This window comes from Cryobacterium sp. TMT4-31 (genome assembly GCF_004403385.1).
GTDB lineage: Bacteria > Actinomycetota > Actinomycetes > Actinomycetales > Microbacteriaceae > Cryobacterium > Cryobacterium zongtaii.
The window spans coordinates 32,909-50,975 of record NZ_SOGI01000010.1 but is presented as its reverse complement, the minus strand read 5'-3'; the positions used below and the strand labels follow the sequence as shown (position 1 = coordinate 50,975).

Below are 18,067 nucleotides of genomic sequence, written 5' to 3'. Positions count from 1 at the left end.
CGCCGCGGTCCTGTGGTTCACGGCCTGGATGACGTGGCGGGCCCACCTTTTTACGACACCCTGCTCGCCGATTACGCCGAGCGGCCCCGCTGCGCGGGTGGACGCGGCGCCGGGAACCGCCGGAGTTAGGCCACCCCGCGGGTGCTGATGGGGCGGGTGCTCGGGTAGCGGAACGAGAGCAGGTCGGGCAGGTCGAGCACCGAGGTGACCCGACGGGTCTCCGGCACCCCGTCGCGCGGGGCGGGCGCCACGAGCACGGCCTCCATGCCGTGCGCCCGCGGGCCGTCGAAGTCGGCATCCCAGGTGTCGCCGACGAAGATCACCCGGGCCGGATCGGCCTCCGCCGTGTCGAGGGCCGCCTGGTAGATCGCCGAATGGGGCTTCCGAAAACCCACCTCGAGCGACGTCACAATGTTGGCGATGAGGTCGGTGGCCCCCATGGCCGCCAGCTGGCGGGGTACGACGGATGCGCTGTGCGTGTTCGAGACGATGGTCAGCGTGAAGCTCTGGCCCAGTTCCCGGAGCGTCTGGGCCATGCCGGGGATCAGCACCACGCCCCGCTCCCAGTCCGCCATGTTGCTCGCCGCTCCGGCGGCGATCTCGGTTGCGTCGGGTTCCCGGCCGAGCAGCCGCACGAACGCGCGCCGCGACAGCTCTTCCATGGTGAACTCGCGGTGGTCGACGTCGGACTCGGTGTTGAGCTGGTGGAAGGCAGCCAGCCAGGCATCGGCGGTCTCCTGCTCGGTGCCGCGTGCGCCGAAGGCCCGCATGCTCGCGTGCGTGTCGGCGTAGCCCTGGCCCGCGCGGGAGTCCGCGTAGTTGACCAGGGTGCCGAAGAAGTCGAGGAACAGATGCCGCATGTCCTCAGCTTGGCAGGGTGCGGGGCATCGTCCGGCTAACGACCCGGCGCCGTTCTGCGGGTCACGCGCCGGTATGCGGGTGGCGCGCCACCCGCACACCGGCGCCTACCCCGCACAGCTGCGTCCCCGCGGCACAGAACCGCGGATGAGATCGGGAATACGTCACAGCCGGGGAACGCTGCACGAACCATGAAGAAGATCGGGTTCTTGTCCTTCGGCCACTACCAGGCGGTGCCGGGATCGCTCGTGCGGACCGCACGCGATGCCCTCCTGCAGACCGTGGAGCTCGCGGTGGCGGCCGAGGAGCTCGGTGTGGACGGCGCGTCGGTGCGGGTGCACCACTTCGCACGGCAGCTCGCCTCGCCGTTCCCGCTGCTGGCCGCGATGGCCGCCCGCACCAGCCGGATCGAGCTGGGCACCGGCGTGATCGACATGCGCTACGAGAACCCGCTCTACATGGCCGAAGAGGCCGCGATCACCGACCTGATCAGCAACGGCCGGCTGCAGCTCGGCCTCAGCCGCGGCTCACCCGAGACCGCCCTGCGCGGCGCCGAGGCGTTCGGGCATGTGCCCGGCCCCGGCCACAGCGACGCGGATGACGCCCGCGAGCGCACCGCACAATTCCGCCGCGCCATCCGCGGGGCCGGCATCGCTGCCGCGAACCCACAGTTCACCGGGCACGGCAACCTGCTTGCCATCGAACCGCAGTCGCCCGGACTGTCCGAGCGCATCTGGTGGGGCTCGGGCAGCCGCGCCACCGCGAAGTGGACCGGCGAACAGGGCATGAACCTGATGAGCTCCACCCTGCTCACCGAGGACACCGGCGCCGACTTCGGCGACCTGCAGGCCGAACAGATCGGAATCTTCCGCCAGGCCTGGGCGGACGCCGGGCACCCCGGTACCCCACGGGTGTCGGTGAGTCGCAGCATCATGCCGCTGGTCACCGAGCAGGACCGCCGCTTCTTCGGTCTGCGCGCGCAGGCCGACAACCGCGACCAGGTCGGCCACCTCGATGGTGGCCTCGCCCGGTTCGGCAAGAGCTACATCGGCGAACCCGACCTGCTCGTCGAGCAGCTGGCGCAGGATGCGGCGGTGGCGGCGGCCGACACCGTGTTGCTGACCGTGCCCAACCAGTTGGGTGTGGACTACAACGCGCAGCTGCTCGATTCTGTGCTGCGCTTCGTGGCCCCCGGCCTGGGCTGGCGGTGACCGGAGCGCGGGACCGGTCCACGCACCGCCTCGTGTGCCGACATTCGTGAGAGCGCGATCATTTGCGGTGAAATCACCCGCGAACGGGGGCTCAGGACAGCGCGACACAGCCCCGGCGGCCGGTGCGGCGCTGCTAGGTTCGGAGATACGAGCAGTTTGGGGACTGAGCCGTGCAGGCACCTGGCGTACCAACACAGCACTTCCCGCTGAGACGAGCGGGCAGGACGCTCGGCCTGTCTCCAGGTAATTTCCGGGCCTGTGAGTCGTCATGACGACCTTCGATGACCTGGTGGCCCCGCTTCCGGCCGGCGCCACGGTGCCGTCCGAACAGCCGGCATCCGACGCCCTTCTGGCCTCCGTGGATTCGGTGGCCGATGGCATCGCCGACCTGAGTCTGGCCGACGGTGGGCGCGACACGACCCTGCCCGGCGGTTTTGTGGAGCTCGTCGACCTGCCGAACCCGGCCTCCGACGATGAGCTGCACCAGACGCTGCGGACGGCCGGTCTGCCGGCCTCGCTCGCCCGTCGGTCCACGATCGAGAGGCTGCTCGCCGAGAGCGCCCAGGCCAATCAGGACGGCCAACACCATGCCGGCGCCGCACAGGCCGAACAGGTGCTCGCCGACCCGTTCATCACCCCCGGCCAGGAGGCCCGCGCCCGACAGCTGCTCTCCGGCCACCGGCTGCGGTTGGGCGAGTTCGAGGCATCCGTGCGGCACGGTCTGCTCGCCCTGGAGTACCTCACCGCCAGCGGTGACCTGCTCGGCCAGTCGATGGTGCACTGCACCCTCGCGCTCGCGTTCCACGAGACAGCGCTGGAGGAACCAGCGCTCGGCCACGTGCTCGGCGCCCTCGAAGCCGCGCGGCTCTGCGGTAGCCGCACGGCGGAGTTCTGGGCGCTGTCGCGTTCGTCGATGGTGCACCAGGCCCTCGGCGACGCCGATCGCAGCATCGAGCTGGGCCGGCAGGCGCTCGCCCTGGCCGACACCCTCGGTGACTCTCAGGCCGAGTTCGCGGCGCGCAACAATCTGGGCGACAGCTACCTGGAGATCGCCCGGGCGCGGCGGGCCAGGGGCGAAGACGCCCACGTGGCCTTGACCGACGGGATCGCCATCATCCGTGCCGCCGTGGCGCGGGCGGTCGAGCAGGGGCACGCGTTCGACGAGACCATCGCGCGCACCAACCTTGTCGGGTTCCTCATGGAGCGCGGCGAATACGCCGAAGCGCGCCGGCAGGCCGGCCGGTCCAAGACCATCGCCGTCACCAACGGCTACCGCAACCTGGCCGTGAACAACGACTCCCAGCTGGCCGAGGTGGCCCAGGCCGAGGGCCGCGTCGACCTGGCCTGCGCCATGATGGACGCCCAGCTCGCCGACCCGTCGGTGGCCGAGGACGCGGCCCTGAACGTGAAGCTGCACAGGTCGCTCTACGAGATGCACCGGGGCGCCGGCCGGTTCGAGCAGGCCCTGCACCATCACGAACGGCTGCACGTGCTGATTCTCGGACTCACCAGGCAGACCGCCGGGTTGCAGTCGCGGATGCTGATCAACTCGCTGGAAATCGAACAGGCCCGCCACGAGGCGCAGCGTTCGCAGCTGGAAGCGGAGATGCAGCGCATCCGTGCCGAGGAGCTTGACCAGCAGGCACACACCGACCCGCTCACCCGGCTGCCCAACCGCCGGGCCCTCGACCGGCAGCTGCCCGAGATGATGCGCCTCGCCCGGGAACGTGCGGAACCACTGTGCGCGGTGATGGTCGACATGGATCACTTCAAGCGGGTCAACGACGATCACGGCCACGCGGCCGGCGACCGGGTGCTCACCACCATGGCCGAGATCCTCGGCGAGTCCACCCGCGACAGTGATCTCGCGGTGCGGGTCGGCGGCGAAGAATTCCTGCTGGTGCTCGGCGACACCACCCTCGACCAGGCCGCGCAGATTTGTGAGCGCCTGCTCGGCGAGGTGCGCAACCATCCCTGGGGCGCGGTCACCGAGGGGCTTCGCTGCACCGCCAGCGTGGGGGTGGCTCTGCTCAAACAGGGGGAGAGCGTCTCCCGCTGGCTCGGCCGTGCCGATGCCGCCCTGTACGAGGCCAAGGCCGCCGGCCGCAACCGGGTCGAGCTCGCCGCGGCCCGGACCTGACGATAAGCCCCACCCGAACCGGGCGTCGGGTCAGGGCACCAGCACGATCTTGCCCACGTGCGCGGATGCCTCCAGCCGGCGATGCGCCTCCGCCGCGTCGGCGAACGAGAACCTGCTGTCGATCACCGGTTTCAGTGCGCCGGAGTCCAGCCACGGCCACACCCGGCTGAGCAGGTCGGCCATGATGGCCGCCTTCTCCACGGCGGGCCGGGCGCGCAGCGTGGTGCCCCAGTAGCGGCCCCGCTTCTGCATGAGGTGGAACGGGTTGAAGACGGCGTCCTCACCGCTCTGGTTGGCGATCACCATGATGGTGCCACCCAGGGCGAGCGCCGCCACATTGCGGGCCGCGTACGAGCCGCCCATGATGTCCAGGATCACGTCGGCGCCGTGCCCTCCGGTCGCGGCGAGCACCTCGGCCACGAAGTCCTGCTCGCGGTAGTTGATCAGCACGTCTGCGCCGAGTTGCCCGCACACCGCCAACTTCTCGGCGGAGCCGGCCGTGACCAGGACGCGGGCCCCGGCCAGCCGGGCCAGCTGGATCGCGGTGGTGCCGATGCCGCTGGCGCCGCCGTGCACGAGCAGGGTCTGGCCGGTCGTGAGTCCCGCGCTCATGAAGACGTTGGACCACACCGTGGCCAGCGCCTCCGGCAGCGCGGCGGCGTCGATCAGGTCCACGGCGTCGGGAACCGGCAGGGCCAGGTCCTGATGAACCACGGCCTCGGTGGCGTAGCCGCCGCCGGCCAGCAGGGCGCAGACCCTGTCGCCCACGGCGAAGCGGGTGACGGCGACTCCGATCTCGGTGACGGTGCCGGAGACCTCCAGGCCCGGCCACTGGGGCGCGTCGGCCGGCGACGGGTACAGGCCCATCCGTTGCTGCACATCGGCCCGGTTCACGCCGGCCGCGGCTACCGCGATACGGATGTCGCCGGCGCCGACGACCAGGTCGGGGACGGTATCGAGGGTGAGGGCGTCCGGGCCGCCTGGGGTGTGGACCACGAGTGCACGCATCCAGCCATCTTAGAAGCGCCCCCCCCGGGGGGAGACCTAGCCGACGAACCAGTCGAGGCTCTGCCCGTGCGCACCGCACCGGGCGAGGGGCCGGCCGTCGAGGGAAACTGTGAAGTCGCCCGGCACCGGCGTCTCGGGCAGCAACGCGTCCACCCGGGGCAGCACCCCGACGCCGTCCAGCGAGATCCAGCGGCCGAAGCCGGTCACGGCATCCGCGAAGGCCGCCCGCTGCTCGGGGGCCAGGTAGACCAGGACCGCGGGACTGACGATGACCAGCGGCACCCCCGCCGGCGCGCGGGCGACCAGCGCCTCGAGGTCGTGGGCGGCGTCCCCGCGCACCAGCAGCGGTGGGTCCCGGCGCACGATCGAGATCGCCGCATCCAGTCGCCGGCGGCGCGCGGCCTGCTCGGGCCAGACGAGTGTGTCGAGCCAGCGAACGTCCTCAGGGTCGTGCACGTGCAGCGGGTTCAGATCGAGGCCGGCGCGCCAGAGTACCTCGGGCGGATGCTCCGGCAACGGCACCGGCCCGGTGGTCTCGGCTGAGAGCAGCACCGGGCTGGGTCCGTCGGCGGGATCCACCCGCCGACCCGAGTAGTCGTAGCTGTACCGGTCCGGATAGAGACAGAGTCCCGCGCTGGCGCCGACCTCGATCAGGGCCACCCGCGGGCCGATCGAGGCGAGGATCGGCATGACCGCGGTGAGGCGGCGGGGCTCGTTGGTCTGGGTGGCGCGCACCAGCGCCTCGGCGGCGACCGCCGGCCAGTGCTCGAGAAGCCAGCGGCGGAAGACCGGATAGCCCGCCAGCGGTGCGCCGAACAGACGTGCGCAGGCGAAGACCAGGTTGGGCTGGCGCTTGGGCCGGGGCAGAGTGATGATCAGCGCCAGAACCTCGGCATCGTCCTCGACCCCGCCGGCCCAGTCAGCGTAGAGCCCGGACTGGCCCGGAGTCTCGAACAGTCGGAAGCGCCGGTACCAGTCGGCGGTCTTCTCCAGGTCGAGGGCGCGCTGCTCGACGGGCGTCCGGGAGAGGTCAGGCACCGGTGCGGATGCGCTCCAGGAGCAGGGCGAACAGCAAGCTGGAGCGCTGCTCATCGTTGATGATGTCGATGAGCTCGAGGACGGCCGCCCGGTCGGGTTCGGGGGAGTTGGCGACGTCGACGTCGTTGATGCTCTCGATTGCCGCGATGAGACGGTCGGCGCTGGTGGGAGCCCCGGTTGGAGCTGAGGAGTGATCGGCGGCGGCCTGCGAAGCGGGGTCTGTGGTGGGCATCTTTTTACGCTACCCCACAGGACAACCTGCGCTCGCCGCAATGCGCGGTGCGAATAACCGTCTGGCCGGGCATTCTGGTCGCAACCTGGGCACCTTCACGTGGCGGTGTGGCGCCCGTTCACATGGCTTTGGCAGGAAAAACTGAGGTTCCGTTCAGGGAGTTTAGGCAGGCTAGGCCGCTTGCCCGCGCCGCTTCTGCGCGCGTGGGCCCACCCATCAGTGAGCGTGCCCGATGGAGCGCACCCCGACACGACCTGGAAGTCTATGCGCCCCGAAAACACCCAGAACGCCACGCCCGAAATTCCCAGCACCAGCACCACCAGCAGCACCAGCACCCGCGCTGGGCGCAAGAACCGCCGCTCGCGCAGCACACGCCTCACCCTCCTCGCCGGAGGCCTCGTGCTCGCCGGGGTCGTGACCGGCACCGGTTTCACCGTGCAGTCCGCCGTCGCCGACCAGCAGCAGCAGGCCGAGCAGGAGCGCGACGACCGTGCCGCTGCCAAGGCCGCGGCCATCAGCAAGACGCACCTCGCCGCATCCGTGGCCCTCGTCGACGCCGACACCGCGCTCGAAGCCGCCGCGAACAAGGTGGACGCGTCGGCCCTGTCGGCCACGTCCAGCACGCTGGCCGGCTACTACTCGATGCCGCTGTCCGAGGTCAGCGAGCTCACCACCCAGGCCAAGGAGCAGACCGCGACAGTGCAGGCCGCCGCCGTGGAAGCCGACCGGGTGGCCGTGGAGGCCGCAGCCGCTCAGGCCGCCGCCGACGCTCAGGCCGCCGCCGAAGCACAGGCCGCCGCCGACGCCGTGGCCGCCGGCAACACCCCCGCCGGTGCGAAGGCCACCGCCGCGAGCCTGGCCTCGTCGCGCTACGGCTGGGGCGAATCCCAGTTCTCCTGCCTGGCTCAGCTGTGGCAGAAGGAATCCGAGTGGAAGTACACGGCCTACAACGACAACGGCGGGGCCACCGGCATCCCGCAGGCGCTGCCCGGCAGCAAGATGGCCTCGGCCGGCTCGGACTGGGCCACGAACGCCAGCACCCAGATCGCCTGGGGACTCGAGTACATCAACGGCTCCTACGGTACCCCGTGCGCAGCCTGGTCGCACTCGCAGGCGATGAACTGGTACTGATCAGCCCGCGCCCCGGCGCCGGTCAAGCCCAGTAGTTGTTCTGGTACAGGAAAATGATCACACCCAGTTCCAGGGCCAGCAACAGGTAGCCCACCCACAGCGCCGAATAGGCGAAGGTGCGCCCGCTGGCCTGGCCGCGCGCGATGCGGGACAGCGTGACATGGCCAAGCACCACCCCGATCACCGGCAGGATCAGCGCCAGGATGAAACTGAGCACGGCCAGGGCGCCCGTCGCATCCGGGTCCGGGTCGACGGCGGCCGCGGCGGCGTTCTGGCGGATGCCGAACCGCAGCAGGAATACCAGCGCGATCGCGACTCCCACGATGAGCACGATGGTGAGCGGATAGGTGCCCATGCGTCGCCTCTTCCCTAGCGGGCCGTCAGTTGGCCGAGCACGGTGCCGTCCGCGGCTTGCAGGGTCATCACGCCGGCCTGCACCCGGCCCTGGGCGGCTTGGTTCAGCCACTGATCCACGCCCTCGCAGGCCATCAGCGTGGTAACGCCGCCGGTGAAGAGGATCGCCTCGTCATCGGCCTGCTCCCACGATCCGGTGAGCACGTTACAACCGTCGTTGCCGGAGTAGGTGCCGTCGGCCTCGATCGACAGGAACGGCGCCGTCGGAGTATTCGACTCCACCCAATAGCCGATCGGGAGACCCTGCGGGCCGACGGTGCTGTCGGTGGACCGCACCAGGGTTGTCGCCGTCGAGTCGAACGAACTGTGAATGACCAGGGTGTCACCGTCCACCTCCACCCGGGTGCCGCGGGTGACCGCCAGCGGCAGCTGCGCGCCGGGGCAGGCCATCATGGTCTGCGGGCCGGAGGTCGTCGTGAGGGTGCCGTCGGAGTCGACCTCCCAGGTGCCCTGCACCCGGTTGCAGCCGTCGGAGGCGCTCCAGGTGTTGTCCTGCACGAAGGAGATGTACGGCTGCTCGGGGCTGTCGAAGGTCTCCTCGAGAACCCAGGTGCCCACGAGGGCGCCGGCCTGAACGGTGCCCGAGCTGGAGGCCGAGTTCGGCGTCTGGATGCTGCAGCCGGCGAGGACGAGTAGTAGCACCGCAGCGGAGGCCACCAGGAATCGGGTGGGGGGATGGGTTGCCATGCGTGTCACCTCTCGACCTGGCGAATGCTGTGCAGCGTGCGGCGCAGCTGACGATGATGCGATGCTCGCCGCACACCGCAATGTAGTGCGTCACGGTGGCTCCGGCAAGCTGCGCCAACCGCCACCGGCGATGCCGGTGTACGTTCACGACGAGGTCAAGGGAGAACGATGGTGGATTTTCAGCTCGGTGCCTGGCTACTGGTGGCGCTGCACGCCCTTCTCGTGCTCATCGCCACGGTGTACGTCTCCGCCAACCGGCGGCCATCCGCGGCCATCGCCTGGGTGCTGGCGATCATCTTCATCCCTTACCTCGGCGTGCTGATCTTTCTGTTGGTGGGTGTGGGGCGGCTGCCGCGGCGGAGGCGGGAGAAGCAACGCGAGGTGAACGAGCTGATCCTGGCCCGCACCGAGGGCCTGCACCTGGTGAGCCACCGCGACGAGTGGCCGCCCTGGCTCGGCTCGGCCGTGCAGCTGAACCGCAACCTCGGGGCGCTGCCCATGGTGGGCGGCAACCGGGTGGAGCTGCTGCCGGACTATGAGGGCTCGATCGAGCGGATGGTGGAGGCCGTCGACGAGGCCACCGAGTTCGTGCACGTGCAGTTCTACATCCTGGTGCTCGATACCGTCACGCAGCCGTTCTTCGACGCCCTGGCCCGGGCCATCCAGCGCGGCGTGCAGGTCAGGGTGCTCTCGGACTACCTCGCCTGCCTGATGCTGCCGCGCCGCAAGGAGACCATCGCGGCGTTTGCGTCGATGGGCGCCGAGTGGCATGCGCTGCTGCCCCTGCGGTTCTGGAAGGGCCAGTGGCGCCGGCCCGACATGCGCAACCACCGCAAACTCCTCGTCGTCGACGGGCGGCTGGGCTTCAGCGGCTCGCAGAACATGATCGACGCCACCTACCTCAAGCCTGGCAACCTCAAGCGCGGACTGCGCTGGCACGAGCTGATGATGCGCATCGAGGGGCCAGCGGTGCGCGAGCTGAACGCTGTGTTCCTCGCCGACTGGTTCAGCGAGACCGACGAGATGCTGCCCTTCGACACGTCGCCCATCGTGCTCGACCCCGCCCCGGATCTGCTCGACGCCCAAGTGCTGCCGAGCGGTCCGAGCTTCGAGAATGACAACAACCTCAAGCTCTACGCGATGCTCATCCAGAAGGCCGAGCGCCGGGTGAGCATCACCAGCCCTTATTTTGTGCCCGAGGAATCGACGATGCTGGCCATCGTCACGGCGGCATCGCGCGGGGTGGAGGTGGAGCTGTTCGCCTCGCACATCGGCGATCAGGCGCTGGTCTACCACGCGCAGCGGTCCTACTACGAGGAACTGCTACGGGCGGGAGTGTCGATCTACCTCTACGCGGAGCCCACGGTGCTGCACGCGAAGCACTTCACCATCGACGACGACGTGTCGGTGGTGGGGTCCAGCAATATGGACATCCGCTCGTTCAGCCTGAACATGGAGGTCTCGGTTCTGGTGCACGGCACCGAATTCGTGAAGCGGATGCGGGTTGTGCAGGACGGCTACCGGGCCAACAGCAGCAAGGTCGAGCTGGCCGACTGGCTCCACCGGCCGGCCGGCGCCAAGGTGCTCGACAACCTGGCCCGGCTGACCTCGTCACTGCAATAGCTGGAGTAGGGGAGGAGCGCGGGTGAACGAGTGGACACAGCTCTTGCCGCTGGCGTTGACCATCGCGCTCAGCCCGCTGCCGCTGGCGGGGCTGCTGCTGATCCTGCTCGCCCCCGACGGGTTCAAGGCGGCTGCGGGGTTCAGCATCGGCTGGTTTCTCGGGGTGCTGTTCTCGGCCACCCTGCTGGCGCTGCTGTCATCGCTGCTGCCGCACGACAGGTCGGCCGGCACCCGCACCCTGCAGGTGGCGGTGCCGCTGCTGCTCGGTATCGCCCTGATCGTGCTGGGCCTGGTGCAGTGGCACGACCGGCCGCGGCGCGACGCGGAGGTGCCGCTGCCGCGCTGGCTGAGCGCGCTGGACCGGCTGACCCCGGCACGGGCGACCATCATCGGGGTCGGCTACGCCGCGTTCCGGCCGAAGAACCTGGTCATGGCGGCCGCCGCCGGGGTGGTGATCCTGGGCGCCCACAGCGACCCCACCGGCATCGTGGTCTCGGTGGCCCTGTTCACCGCGCTGGCGTCCATCACCATGCTCAGCCCGGTGCTGGCGTACGCGTTCGGTGGCCCCGCGGTGCGGGAGAAGCTGGTGCGCCTGCGCGGCTGGTTGGTGCGCAACATGCCGGTGATCACGGTGATCACGGTGTTGCTGCTGGGCGTGTTCCTGGTGCTGGCCGGACTCAGCGAGTATGCCGGCCAGCTGCTGCGCTGAGCATAACTCCTGCTGGATTCCAGGCGCCGACCCGGCATCAGTGGACTGACGCGGCGGAGGTCGACGGGCGGGGAGAATTGCAGGAGTTATGCATCCTCCGCACCCTCGACACCAGGGAGACTTCTGATGGCCGCACAGGACCGAAACAGCCGACTTGCCACCCGCCGCACGGCCGCCGGGGAGTTCATCGAACGTCTGGAGCGCCCGGCGCTGGCGATCGAACTTGGTCTGGAACCACATCCGGAGGGCGGCTGGTACCGGCGTACCTGGACGTCGCCGGTGCCGGTGACGCTCACGGATACCGACGGCTCCGAACGGGTGCGGCCGGCGGCCACGCTCATCCACTTCCTGCTGCCGGCAGGGGAGTTCTCCGCTTGGCACCGGCTGTCCTCCAGCGAAATCTGGATCTGGAACGGCCAGGGCGCCGTGCAGCTGGAACTCGGCGGCGACGGCGATGAGCCGGATGCCGAGTCGAGCCCGGTCCTGGGCGGCCGGCTGCTGCGCGGCGAACACAGCCAGGTGATCATCCCGGCGGATGTCTGGCAGCGCACAGTGCCGAGCGAGGAGGACGCCCTGGTGAGTTGCCTGGTGTCACCCGGCTTCGACTTCGCCGACTTCTCGATGGAGTAGCTCCCGATGTGGTGTCGGCGCCGGCGTTCCCCAGCTGCGGATACCGGCCCGCCGGTCGGTGCGCCGACGCACGATCCGCAGCACGATGGCGTCGATGACAACGCCCAGAAGCAGGGCGGCGGCCACGGCCAGCAGTGCTCCCAACAGCGGGTTGTGCCGCAGCCAGGCTCCGGCGATCATTCCGACCAGCACCGAGTATGTGGCCCAGCAGAGCCCGCCGAGAGCCGCGAACGAGACGAACCGGCGCGGCGGAAAGCCCGTGGCGCCCGCGGTCATGTTCACGGCCACCCGACCGACCGGGATATACCGGGCCGTGAGCAGCAGCGATGCCGGTCGGCTCAGCAGGGCCGCGCGCGCCCTGTCGGCGATCCGCGCCGCGCCGGGACGCCGCTGCCAGCCGAAGCGGGTCAGGCCGATCCGGCGGCCGATCAGGTAGGCGATGCTGTCACCGAGCACCGCGCCCACCATGGCCACGCCGATGAGCCCGACGGGGTGCGGTGTGCCGGTGGAGACGGCCAGGGCGCCGAGCGCCACGACCACCGTCTCGCTGGGAAACGGGGGGAAGAAGCCGTCGATGACCACAAAGACGAACACGACAGGGTAGACCCAAGCCGACCCGGCAAGGGTGAGGACCAGGTCGTTGAGGGCATCAAAAACAGGCATGTCCTCACGGTAGGGAGAGCCCGATCCCGCTCGCGTCGGTCGGAGGGACGATTCCCTGCACCGGTGGGATGATCCGGGCCGGTACAGCCGTTCTGCGCCCTCGTCGGGGCGTCAGTGACCCGATTGGTTCCGGATCGACACCGGATCACCCCCGGATGGCCCTTGATGTGTCACCGAGACCGCCGAAATGACCGTAACTTAGATAGGTAGGAACATGTCCGTCGAACCCGACGTGGTCGAGCCTGCGCACACGAAAGGTTGAGTTGTGAACGAGGAATGCATCCACGGACTGGACGGGGAGCTGTGCGCCCTGTGTTTCCCACCCGCCGCCCCCGTCGCACCGACCGTGCCCGCTGCCCGCGCCCCGCGTGCCAGCCGAGCCCGCACCCCCGAAGCGCCGACGGCGTTGCGTACCATCGTCGCCCCGATCACCACGGGCACCGCTCGCACCAAGCGCCACGACGACAAGGTCGGTGAGCAGCGGATCTACCACCTCACCCACATCCGCAACCTGCCCGGTATTCTCGCCACCGGCCGGCTTCTGGCCGACACCAGTGCCGACTGGACCGACCGTCCCGTCGTCGACATCTCGTCGCCGGAAAACCGCAGTGCCCGACGCGACGTCCGCGTCTCCGGCGCCGACAGCCTCGCCGTTGCCGACCACGTGCCCTTCTTCCTTTCGCCCAACGCCCTGGTCTGGGAGAACATCCGCGCGCAGTCGCTCGACCCGCGCCTGTCCGACGACGCCCACGACGCCGCCGCGTACGACTTCGTGATCCTGGTCTCGACGGTCAAGAAGGTGCTCGACGCGCAGGTCGACGCCGCGGCCGACCCGACCGCCAGCCACTTCACCGTGACGGATGGCGACGCCGCATTCACCGCCACCCGCTTCGGTGCCACGGCCGAGTCGGCCGACCGGATGCTGCAGATGCTCCGCGCCGACCTCGACTCCGACGCGATCCTCAAGGCCGAGCTGCTCGTGCCCGGCGAGGTCCCGTTCGGCCTGATCACGCTGATCGGCGTGGCCAACGACCGCGTGCGCGATGCGGTCAAGCCGATCCTGGCCACCCTGAGCCACACGCCCAAGGTCGCCGTGTACCCGCCGTGGTTCCACCCCACCGAAGAGCTCTAGCCGCCCGGGTTTCCCTCGTGAGTTGCCGCACATCGCCCTTTCGGGAGCGGTGAAGCGGCACTTTCCGGCAACTCGGCGCGCGGGGAACCGGCGCTAGACGACGCCCAGGGGAAGCGGCTCGCCGGCCGGCAGCTCCACGCGCAGCTCGTCACCGGCAGCCACGCTGCCGTCGGCGACGACGACGCCCATGATTCCGGCTCTGCGCAGGATCCGGCCCGCTTCATCAGTGTGCTTGAGCGTCTTCTTGAGGCCCGACTGGAACTTGTCGATCATCGAGCACGGGTCGCGCATGCCGGTGACCTCGACCACGGCGTCGGAGCCGAGGTGCAGCCGGGTGCCCAACGGCAGCGCCAGCAGATCGATGCCGGCGGTGGTGACGTTCTCGCCGAGCTGGCCGGGGGAGACGTCGAACCCCTCGGCGGCGAGCTCGGTGAACAGCTCTGAGCGCACCAGGTGCACCTGGGTGAGATTGGGCCGCGTCGGGTCGGTGCGGATCAGGTACCGGTGCTGGGTGGTGGCCCCGGCGTGCGAGTCTCCCTCGATGCCGTAGCCGGCCACCAGACGGATGCTGGGCACCACCGGCTTGCTGAACCGGTGCCTGTCATCCCGGCTCACCGCGACAATCGTGCCGGTCTGCTGCTCGCTCGTGCCGCCATCCCGCTGGGCCGTGCCCGCCTGCTCGCTCATGCCGCCATCCTGCCAGATCCGGCCCGGCGACCGCACTAGCGGGTGCTCTCGACGGTGATGCTGCCGTTGGTGGTCCGCGCGGTGATGGAGCGCCGCGAGGTGCTGTCGGTGGGAACGGTGTCGTCGGTCACGGTGCCGTTGGTGGTCTGCGCGGTGATTCGGTAGGTGACTCCGCCGACGGGAACCAACACGGTGATCTCCCCGTTCGTGCTGCCGGCCTCGACCGACTCCGGGGCATCGACGAACTGCAGCGAGACCGATCCGTTGGTGGTGGCGGCGGCCACGGACTTGGAGACGGCATCCGTCACCCGGATGTCGCCGTTGGTGCTCTGCAGATCGACCGGCCCCACGGTGCCGTCGGTCTCGATGTCACCGTTGGTCGTGGTCAGCGTGACCCGGCCGGAGAGCCCGGATGCCGCGATGCGGCCGTTCTCACCCGCCGCGGTGACCGGCAGCGCCGTGGGCAGTTGCACGGTCACGGTCACGGAGCATCTGGAGAAGAATTGGGCGCGGCAGCCGCCGCGCACCTCGGTCACGCCGCCGTCGGTGCGAGCGGAGAGGGTGGGCTCGTTGCCGAAGTAGGACCCCGTCATGCGCACGTGCACCTCGTCGTCGGTGCTCGGTTCGAGGATGATCACGGCGTTGGGCAGTTCCACGCTCAGGCTGGTGCCCGCTTCGAGGTTGGCGCTCTGGTCGACCGGACCGCTGCGGCCCCACAGAGCTGCCACGAACGCCGCGATAAGCAGCAGCGCCCCCACGATCGGGATCAGGATGTACAGCAGGGTGCGCCACCGGGGAGTCGGGCTCTTCCCGGCCGGTGGCGTCGGCGGTGGCGTCGGCGCTGCTGAGGTATCGGTCATGGCAGGCTCCCCGGGTCAACGGCGCCGGGCGCGCCGAACTGCCGCGCGAGGCATCCGTGCTCGGGACGGTAGCAGGGTTGCGGGCGCCTCGATATGGCCGCAGAGTCAGCGCTTGGTGATGTCCCTGCCGCGGTAGCGGAGCACGCGGGCCCGAACCGAGAGGATGCCGCCGAGCACGAGCGCACCGATCGCCACGGGAAGCAGCGTCGTCAGCATGGTGTTGCCGGTGGCGGCGTTGACGATCATGAGGGCTACGGCGAAACCGCTGCACGCGAACGCGGCGACCGTATAGGTGGTGAACGACCAGGATTTCATGGGTAAGTCCATTCTGTGGCGGTCGGAGTTTCGGGCGCCGGCCTGACTACACGGTAGCAGCGTGCCCCAGCACGGTCGCTCGATGCGGTATTCGCCGCCGAGCGAAAGTAGGCTGGATGTCTACCACCGATTCAGAGATAGGTCTGACGTGAAGGTCATCAGCTACAACCTGCGCAAGAACAGTGCCAGCGGGGAACTCATCGCCCTGGCCGAAGAATACGACCCCGACCTGCTGTGTCTGCAGGAGTGCGACACCTTGGCCCTGCCGGCAGAGGTCGGGCTGCTGCACCTGGCGGATTCCACCACCCGCAACCGGCTGGGACTGGCCGTGTATTACCGGCGGGACCGGTTCACCGCCCAGAAGACGCAGACCTTCGCGCTCAAGAAGTCGCTGCACGACCTGGTGCTCACGCCGGCGCACGAACGCCTGATCGGCACGCGCCTGTTCGACATGGCCGCGCAGCGGGAGCTCGTCGTGGCGTCATTCCACGCCGCACCGCTGACGGCGCTGAACTCGCTGCGGCGCAACCAGATCCGCTCGGCACACGAGGAACTGGCGGTGCTCGGCCCCAACCTGCCGACCCTGATGGTGGGCGACTACAACTACCCGATCTTCAAGAAGCACCTCAGCAGAGAGGTCAAGGAGTCCGGCTACGACCTCACCCTGAGCGACAGCCGTACCTACACGCGGTATAAGTTCTTCCGCGGCCACTTCGACCTGGCCACCTCGGTGGGACTCACCATCGACAACGTGGAGACCCTGCCCCGCGGCACCTCCGACCACATGCCGATCCTGGTCACTTCGTCGTACTCCAACGAACCGACCGAGCGTTCACAGGAGGCCACCGTGGCCCCCGTCGACGGCGAGTTCTCGATCTAACCGGCACCCGCCACACCCCGTCCGGTCACCGGCCGGTCCACTGCCGCGCATCCGCGGCGCACTCGACCCTGCCCGCGGGCTAGAGTCAGGCATACAGATTGCGAAGGAGCCCCATGGCCGGTCCTGGTTTCGCCGTGATCGATTTCGAAACCACCGGCCTCTTTCCCGCTCACCACGACAGGGTCATCGAGCTCGCCGTGGTGCACGTCAGCGATCGGGGCCGCATCGAGGGCCGCTGGGAGACGCTGGTCAATCCGGGCCGGGACCTCGGCCGACAGGACATCCACGGCATCCGCGCGGCCGACGTGCTCGACGCCCCCTCCTTCGCCGAGATCGCCCCGCGGCTCATCGAGCTGCTGCGCGGCCGCGTGCTCGTGGCGCACAACGCGAGCTTCGACATCCGGTTTCTGCTGGCCGAGCTGAGCCGCGCCGGCCATGGCGCGCCCGCCGAGATCGTCAGCCTGTGCACCATGCAGTTGGCCCGGGACTTCCTGCCCGGGGCAGGGCGCTCCCTCGCCGATTGCTGCGCGGCCCTCGACATCGATCTGGACGGCGCCCACCGGGCCTCCGTCGACGCTCTCGCCACCGCCCGGCTGCTCGCCGCGTACATCGAGGCGGCGGATGCGCCGGAGTTCTGGTTCGCGCACCTCGCCGCTGCCGCCGCCGCGGCCTGGCCGGCCGGCGCGGTGTCCTCCACGGCGTGGTGCGCCCGCACTGTCTCGTCGCACCCGATGACCGCGGACTCCTTCCTCGAGCGCATCACCACCCGGTTGCCGGATGTGGCCGGCCCGGCCGAATACGTCGACTATCTGGCCCTGCTCGATCGGTGCCTGCTCGACCGGGCGCTGTCGGTGCACGAGGCCCAGTCGCTGGTGCGGCTGGCCGGCGAGCTCGGCCTGAACCGGGCCACCTGCGAGGCGCTGCACCGGCAGTACTTCGCCGCGCTGACCGCGCTCGCCTGGTCGGACGGCATCCTCACCGGCGCCGAGCTCGCCGACCTGGTGAGCGTGGGAATGCTCCTCGCGATTCCCACCGCGACCATCGCCGCGGCGCTCGACGAGACCCGACAGCAGACCCCGGCTCCGGCCGGCGCGGCGCCGGCCGGCGCCGACTTCGTGCTGGTGGCCGGCGATCTGGTCGTGCTGACGGGCGAGATGAGCCGCACTCGCAGCGAACTGGAGCGGGAGCTGCGCGAGCTCGGCCTGGTGCCGTGGCGGGCGGTGACCAAGAAGGTCAAGCTGCTCGTGGCGGCCGACGCCGATTCACTCTCCGGCAAGGCCCGCAAGGCCCGCGACTACGGCATTCCCATCGTCGACGAGGCCACACTCGCCCGGCTGTCCAGCGCCCGCTTCGCCGGGGCCTGATCCGCTCGACTACGGGTCGCGCGGCACGGTTCGGTCCCGGCGGCACAGGTTAGTCCCGGCGGCACAGGTTGTTTCGTGTGCCGCGAGGCGCGCGGATGCGCCTCGAGCGCGGCAGCGTGGCGACGGCGGCGAACAGGTCCGTTAGCCGCGCACCCGCAGCAGGTTCGCCCGCTCCGGATGCTTCGCGAACCACTTGCCCACGTACCAGCAGTCTGGGGACACAGCCCGGGTGCTCGTCGCCTCCACGTCGTCCATCGCGAAGGACACAACTTGCCCGGCCAGGCCCTGCCCGCGGCGGCGAGGATCGGTGAATGTGTGGTTGAACGACACGGTGTCGCCCCGCACGAGGTAGTCGGCCAGGGCGGCGAGCTCGCCGTCGATGTAGAGAGCGTAGCGGGAGGCATCCGGTTCGTGCACGAGAACTGTGGTCACCAGATAAGCGTAGACCGGCGGGCGCGCTGCGGGGTGCGGGCCGGTGTCGGTGG

20 protein-coding genes are annotated in these 18,067 nt (G+C 69.8%); 9 read left to right on the top strand and 11 right to left on the bottom strand.

Features of this window, described 5'->3' with window-relative positions; translation table 11 throughout:
• Positions 1–125: 125 nt before the first annotated feature.
• Positions 126–860 carry an HAD family hydrolase gene (locus tag E3T19_RS02175; protein WP_134407982.1) on the bottom strand — a complete coding sequence of 245 codons (735 nt, stop codon included), beginning with the start codon at positions 858–860 and terminating at the stop codon, positions 126–128.
• Positions 861–1,049: 189 nt separating this feature from the next.
• Between E3T19_RS02175 and E3T19_RS02170 the strand changes: the two genes are divergently transcribed.
• On the top strand, positions 1,050–2,069 hold the full coding sequence (locus E3T19_RS02170) for an LLM class flavin-dependent oxidoreductase (protein ID WP_088456833.1): 1,020 nt from the start codon (positions 1,050–1,052) through the stop codon (positions 2,067–2,069).
• A 268-nt stretch (positions 2,070–2,337) separates the two neighbouring features.
• Positions 2,338–4,209 (top strand): GGDEF domain-containing protein, encoded by a 1,872-nt coding sequence (locus E3T19_RS02165; protein WP_134407981.1) that lies wholly within the window; start codon positions 2,338–2,340, stop codon positions 4,207–4,209.
• 30 nt (positions 4,210–4,239) lie between these two features.
• Here the strand turns inward: E3T19_RS02165 and E3T19_RS02160 are convergent, their stop codons facing one another.
• From E3T19_RS02160 to E3T19_RS02150, 3 genes are read right to left on the bottom strand one after another with little or no spacing between them, the layout of a single operon-like run.
• Entirely contained in the window at positions 4,240–5,217 is a 978-nt protein-coding gene (locus E3T19_RS02160; RefSeq protein ID WP_134407980.1) for an NAD(P)H-quinone oxidoreductase, read from the bottom strand.
• A 36-nt stretch (positions 5,218–5,253) separates the two neighbouring features.
• A complete protein-coding gene (locus E3T19_RS02155; RefSeq protein WP_241979946.1) occupies positions 5,254–6,255 on the bottom strand; it encodes a DUF2332 domain-containing protein in 1,002 nt (333 codons plus the stop codon).
• Entirely contained in the window at positions 6,248–6,487 is a 240-nt protein-coding gene (locus tag E3T19_RS02150; RefSeq protein ID WP_134407978.1) for a hypothetical protein, read from the bottom strand. The genes E3T19_RS02155 and E3T19_RS02150 overlap by 8 nt, the downstream gene beginning before the upstream one ends.
• A 264-nt stretch (positions 6,488–6,751) precedes the next feature.
• Between E3T19_RS02150 and E3T19_RS02145 the strand changes: the two genes are divergently transcribed.
• On the top strand, positions 6,752–7,618 hold the full coding sequence (locus tag E3T19_RS02145) for a phospholipase (protein ID WP_134407977.1): 867 nt from the start codon (positions 6,752–6,754) through the stop codon (positions 7,616–7,618).
• A 22-nt stretch (positions 7,619–7,640) separates the two neighbouring features.
• On the opposite strand, the gene E3T19_RS02140 is transcribed toward E3T19_RS02145, so the two are convergent.
• Positions 7,641–7,973 carry a DUF4190 domain-containing protein gene (locus E3T19_RS02140; RefSeq protein ID WP_134407976.1) on the bottom strand — a complete coding sequence of 111 codons (333 nt, stop codon included), beginning with the start codon at positions 7,971–7,973 and terminating at the stop codon, positions 7,641–7,643.
• Between the two features lie 14 nt (positions 7,974–7,987).
• Positions 7,988–8,719, bottom strand: coding sequence for an META domain-containing protein (locus E3T19_RS02135; RefSeq protein WP_088456826.1), 732 nt, complete (start codon positions 8,717–8,719; stop codon positions 7,988–7,990).
• A gap of 168 nt (positions 8,720–8,887) precedes the next feature.
• On the opposite strand from E3T19_RS02135, the gene cls reads away from it, so the two are divergent.
• From cls to E3T19_RS02120, 3 genes are all read left to right on the top strand, one after another.
• Entirely contained in the window at positions 8,888–10,342 is a 1,455-nt protein-coding gene (cls, locus tag E3T19_RS02130) for a cardiolipin synthase (RefSeq protein WP_088456825.1), read from the top strand.
• A gap of 22 nt (positions 10,343–10,364) precedes the next feature.
• Complete coding sequence (locus E3T19_RS02125; RefSeq protein ID WP_088456824.1) at positions 10,365–11,051, top strand: GAP family protein; 687 nt, start codon at positions 10,365–10,367, stop codon at positions 11,049–11,051.
• Positions 11,052–11,177: 126 nt separating this feature from the next.
• The gene (locus E3T19_RS02120) at positions 11,178–11,681 is read left to right on the top strand and encodes a cupin domain-containing protein (protein ID WP_134407975.1); all 504 of its coding nucleotides are present in this window, start codon (positions 11,178–11,180) and stop codon (positions 11,679–11,681) included.
• Here E3T19_RS02120 and E3T19_RS02115 read toward each other — a convergent pair.
• Positions 11,643–12,344, bottom strand: a complete 702-nt coding sequence (locus E3T19_RS02115; RefSeq protein ID WP_134407974.1) for a DedA family protein — start codon at positions 12,342–12,344, stop codon at positions 11,643–11,645. The genes E3T19_RS02120 and E3T19_RS02115 overlap by 39 nt on opposite strands.
• 265 nt (positions 12,345–12,609) lie before the next feature.
• Between E3T19_RS02115 and E3T19_RS02110 the strand changes: the two genes are divergently transcribed.
• Positions 12,610–13,476: a DUF4433 domain-containing protein gene (locus tag E3T19_RS02110; RefSeq protein ID WP_134407973.1), complete on the top strand. Its 867-nt coding sequence runs from the start codon at positions 12,610–12,612 to the stop codon at positions 13,474–13,476.
• A gap of 93 nt (positions 13,477–13,569) precedes the next feature.
• Here E3T19_RS02110 and E3T19_RS02105 read toward each other — a convergent pair whose 3' ends face one another.
• From E3T19_RS02105 to E3T19_RS02095, 3 genes are all read right to left on the bottom strand, one after another.
• Positions 13,570–14,163 carry an MOSC domain-containing protein gene (locus E3T19_RS02105; RefSeq protein WP_174776696.1) on the bottom strand — a complete coding sequence of 198 codons (594 nt, stop codon included), beginning with the start codon at positions 14,161–14,163 and terminating at the stop codon, positions 13,570–13,572.
• 35 nt (positions 14,164–14,198) lie between these two features.
• Positions 14,199–15,023, bottom strand: a complete 825-nt coding sequence (locus tag E3T19_RS02100; RefSeq protein ID WP_134407972.1) for a DUF4097 family beta strand repeat-containing protein — start codon at positions 15,021–15,023, stop codon at positions 14,199–14,201.
• Between the two features lie 105 nt (positions 15,024–15,128).
• The gene (locus tag E3T19_RS02095; protein WP_088456819.1) at positions 15,129–15,338 is read right to left on the bottom strand and encodes a hypothetical protein; all 210 of its coding nucleotides are present in this window, start codon (positions 15,336–15,338) and stop codon (positions 15,129–15,131) included.
• 148 nt (positions 15,339–15,486) lie between these two features.
• On the opposite strand from E3T19_RS02095, the gene E3T19_RS02090 reads away from it, so the two are divergent.
• Together E3T19_RS02090 and E3T19_RS02085 are read left to right on the top strand one after the other, a co-directional pair.
• The gene (locus E3T19_RS02090; protein ID WP_088456818.1) at positions 15,487–16,218 is read left to right on the top strand and encodes an endonuclease/exonuclease/phosphatase family protein; all 732 of its coding nucleotides are present in this window, start codon (positions 15,487–15,489) and stop codon (positions 16,216–16,218) included.
• 113 nt (positions 16,219–16,331) lie between these two features.
• Entirely contained in the window at positions 16,332–17,582 is a 1,251-nt protein-coding gene (locus tag E3T19_RS02085; RefSeq protein ID WP_134407971.1) for an exonuclease domain-containing protein, read from the top strand.
• A gap of 141 nt (positions 17,583–17,723) precedes the next feature.
• Here E3T19_RS02085 and E3T19_RS02080 read toward each other — a convergent pair whose 3' ends face one another.
• Positions 17,724–18,014, bottom strand: a complete 291-nt coding sequence (locus tag E3T19_RS02080) for a GNAT family N-acetyltransferase (protein WP_088456816.1) — start codon at positions 18,012–18,014, stop codon at positions 17,724–17,726.
• Positions 18,015–18,067 lie beyond the last annotated feature (53 nt).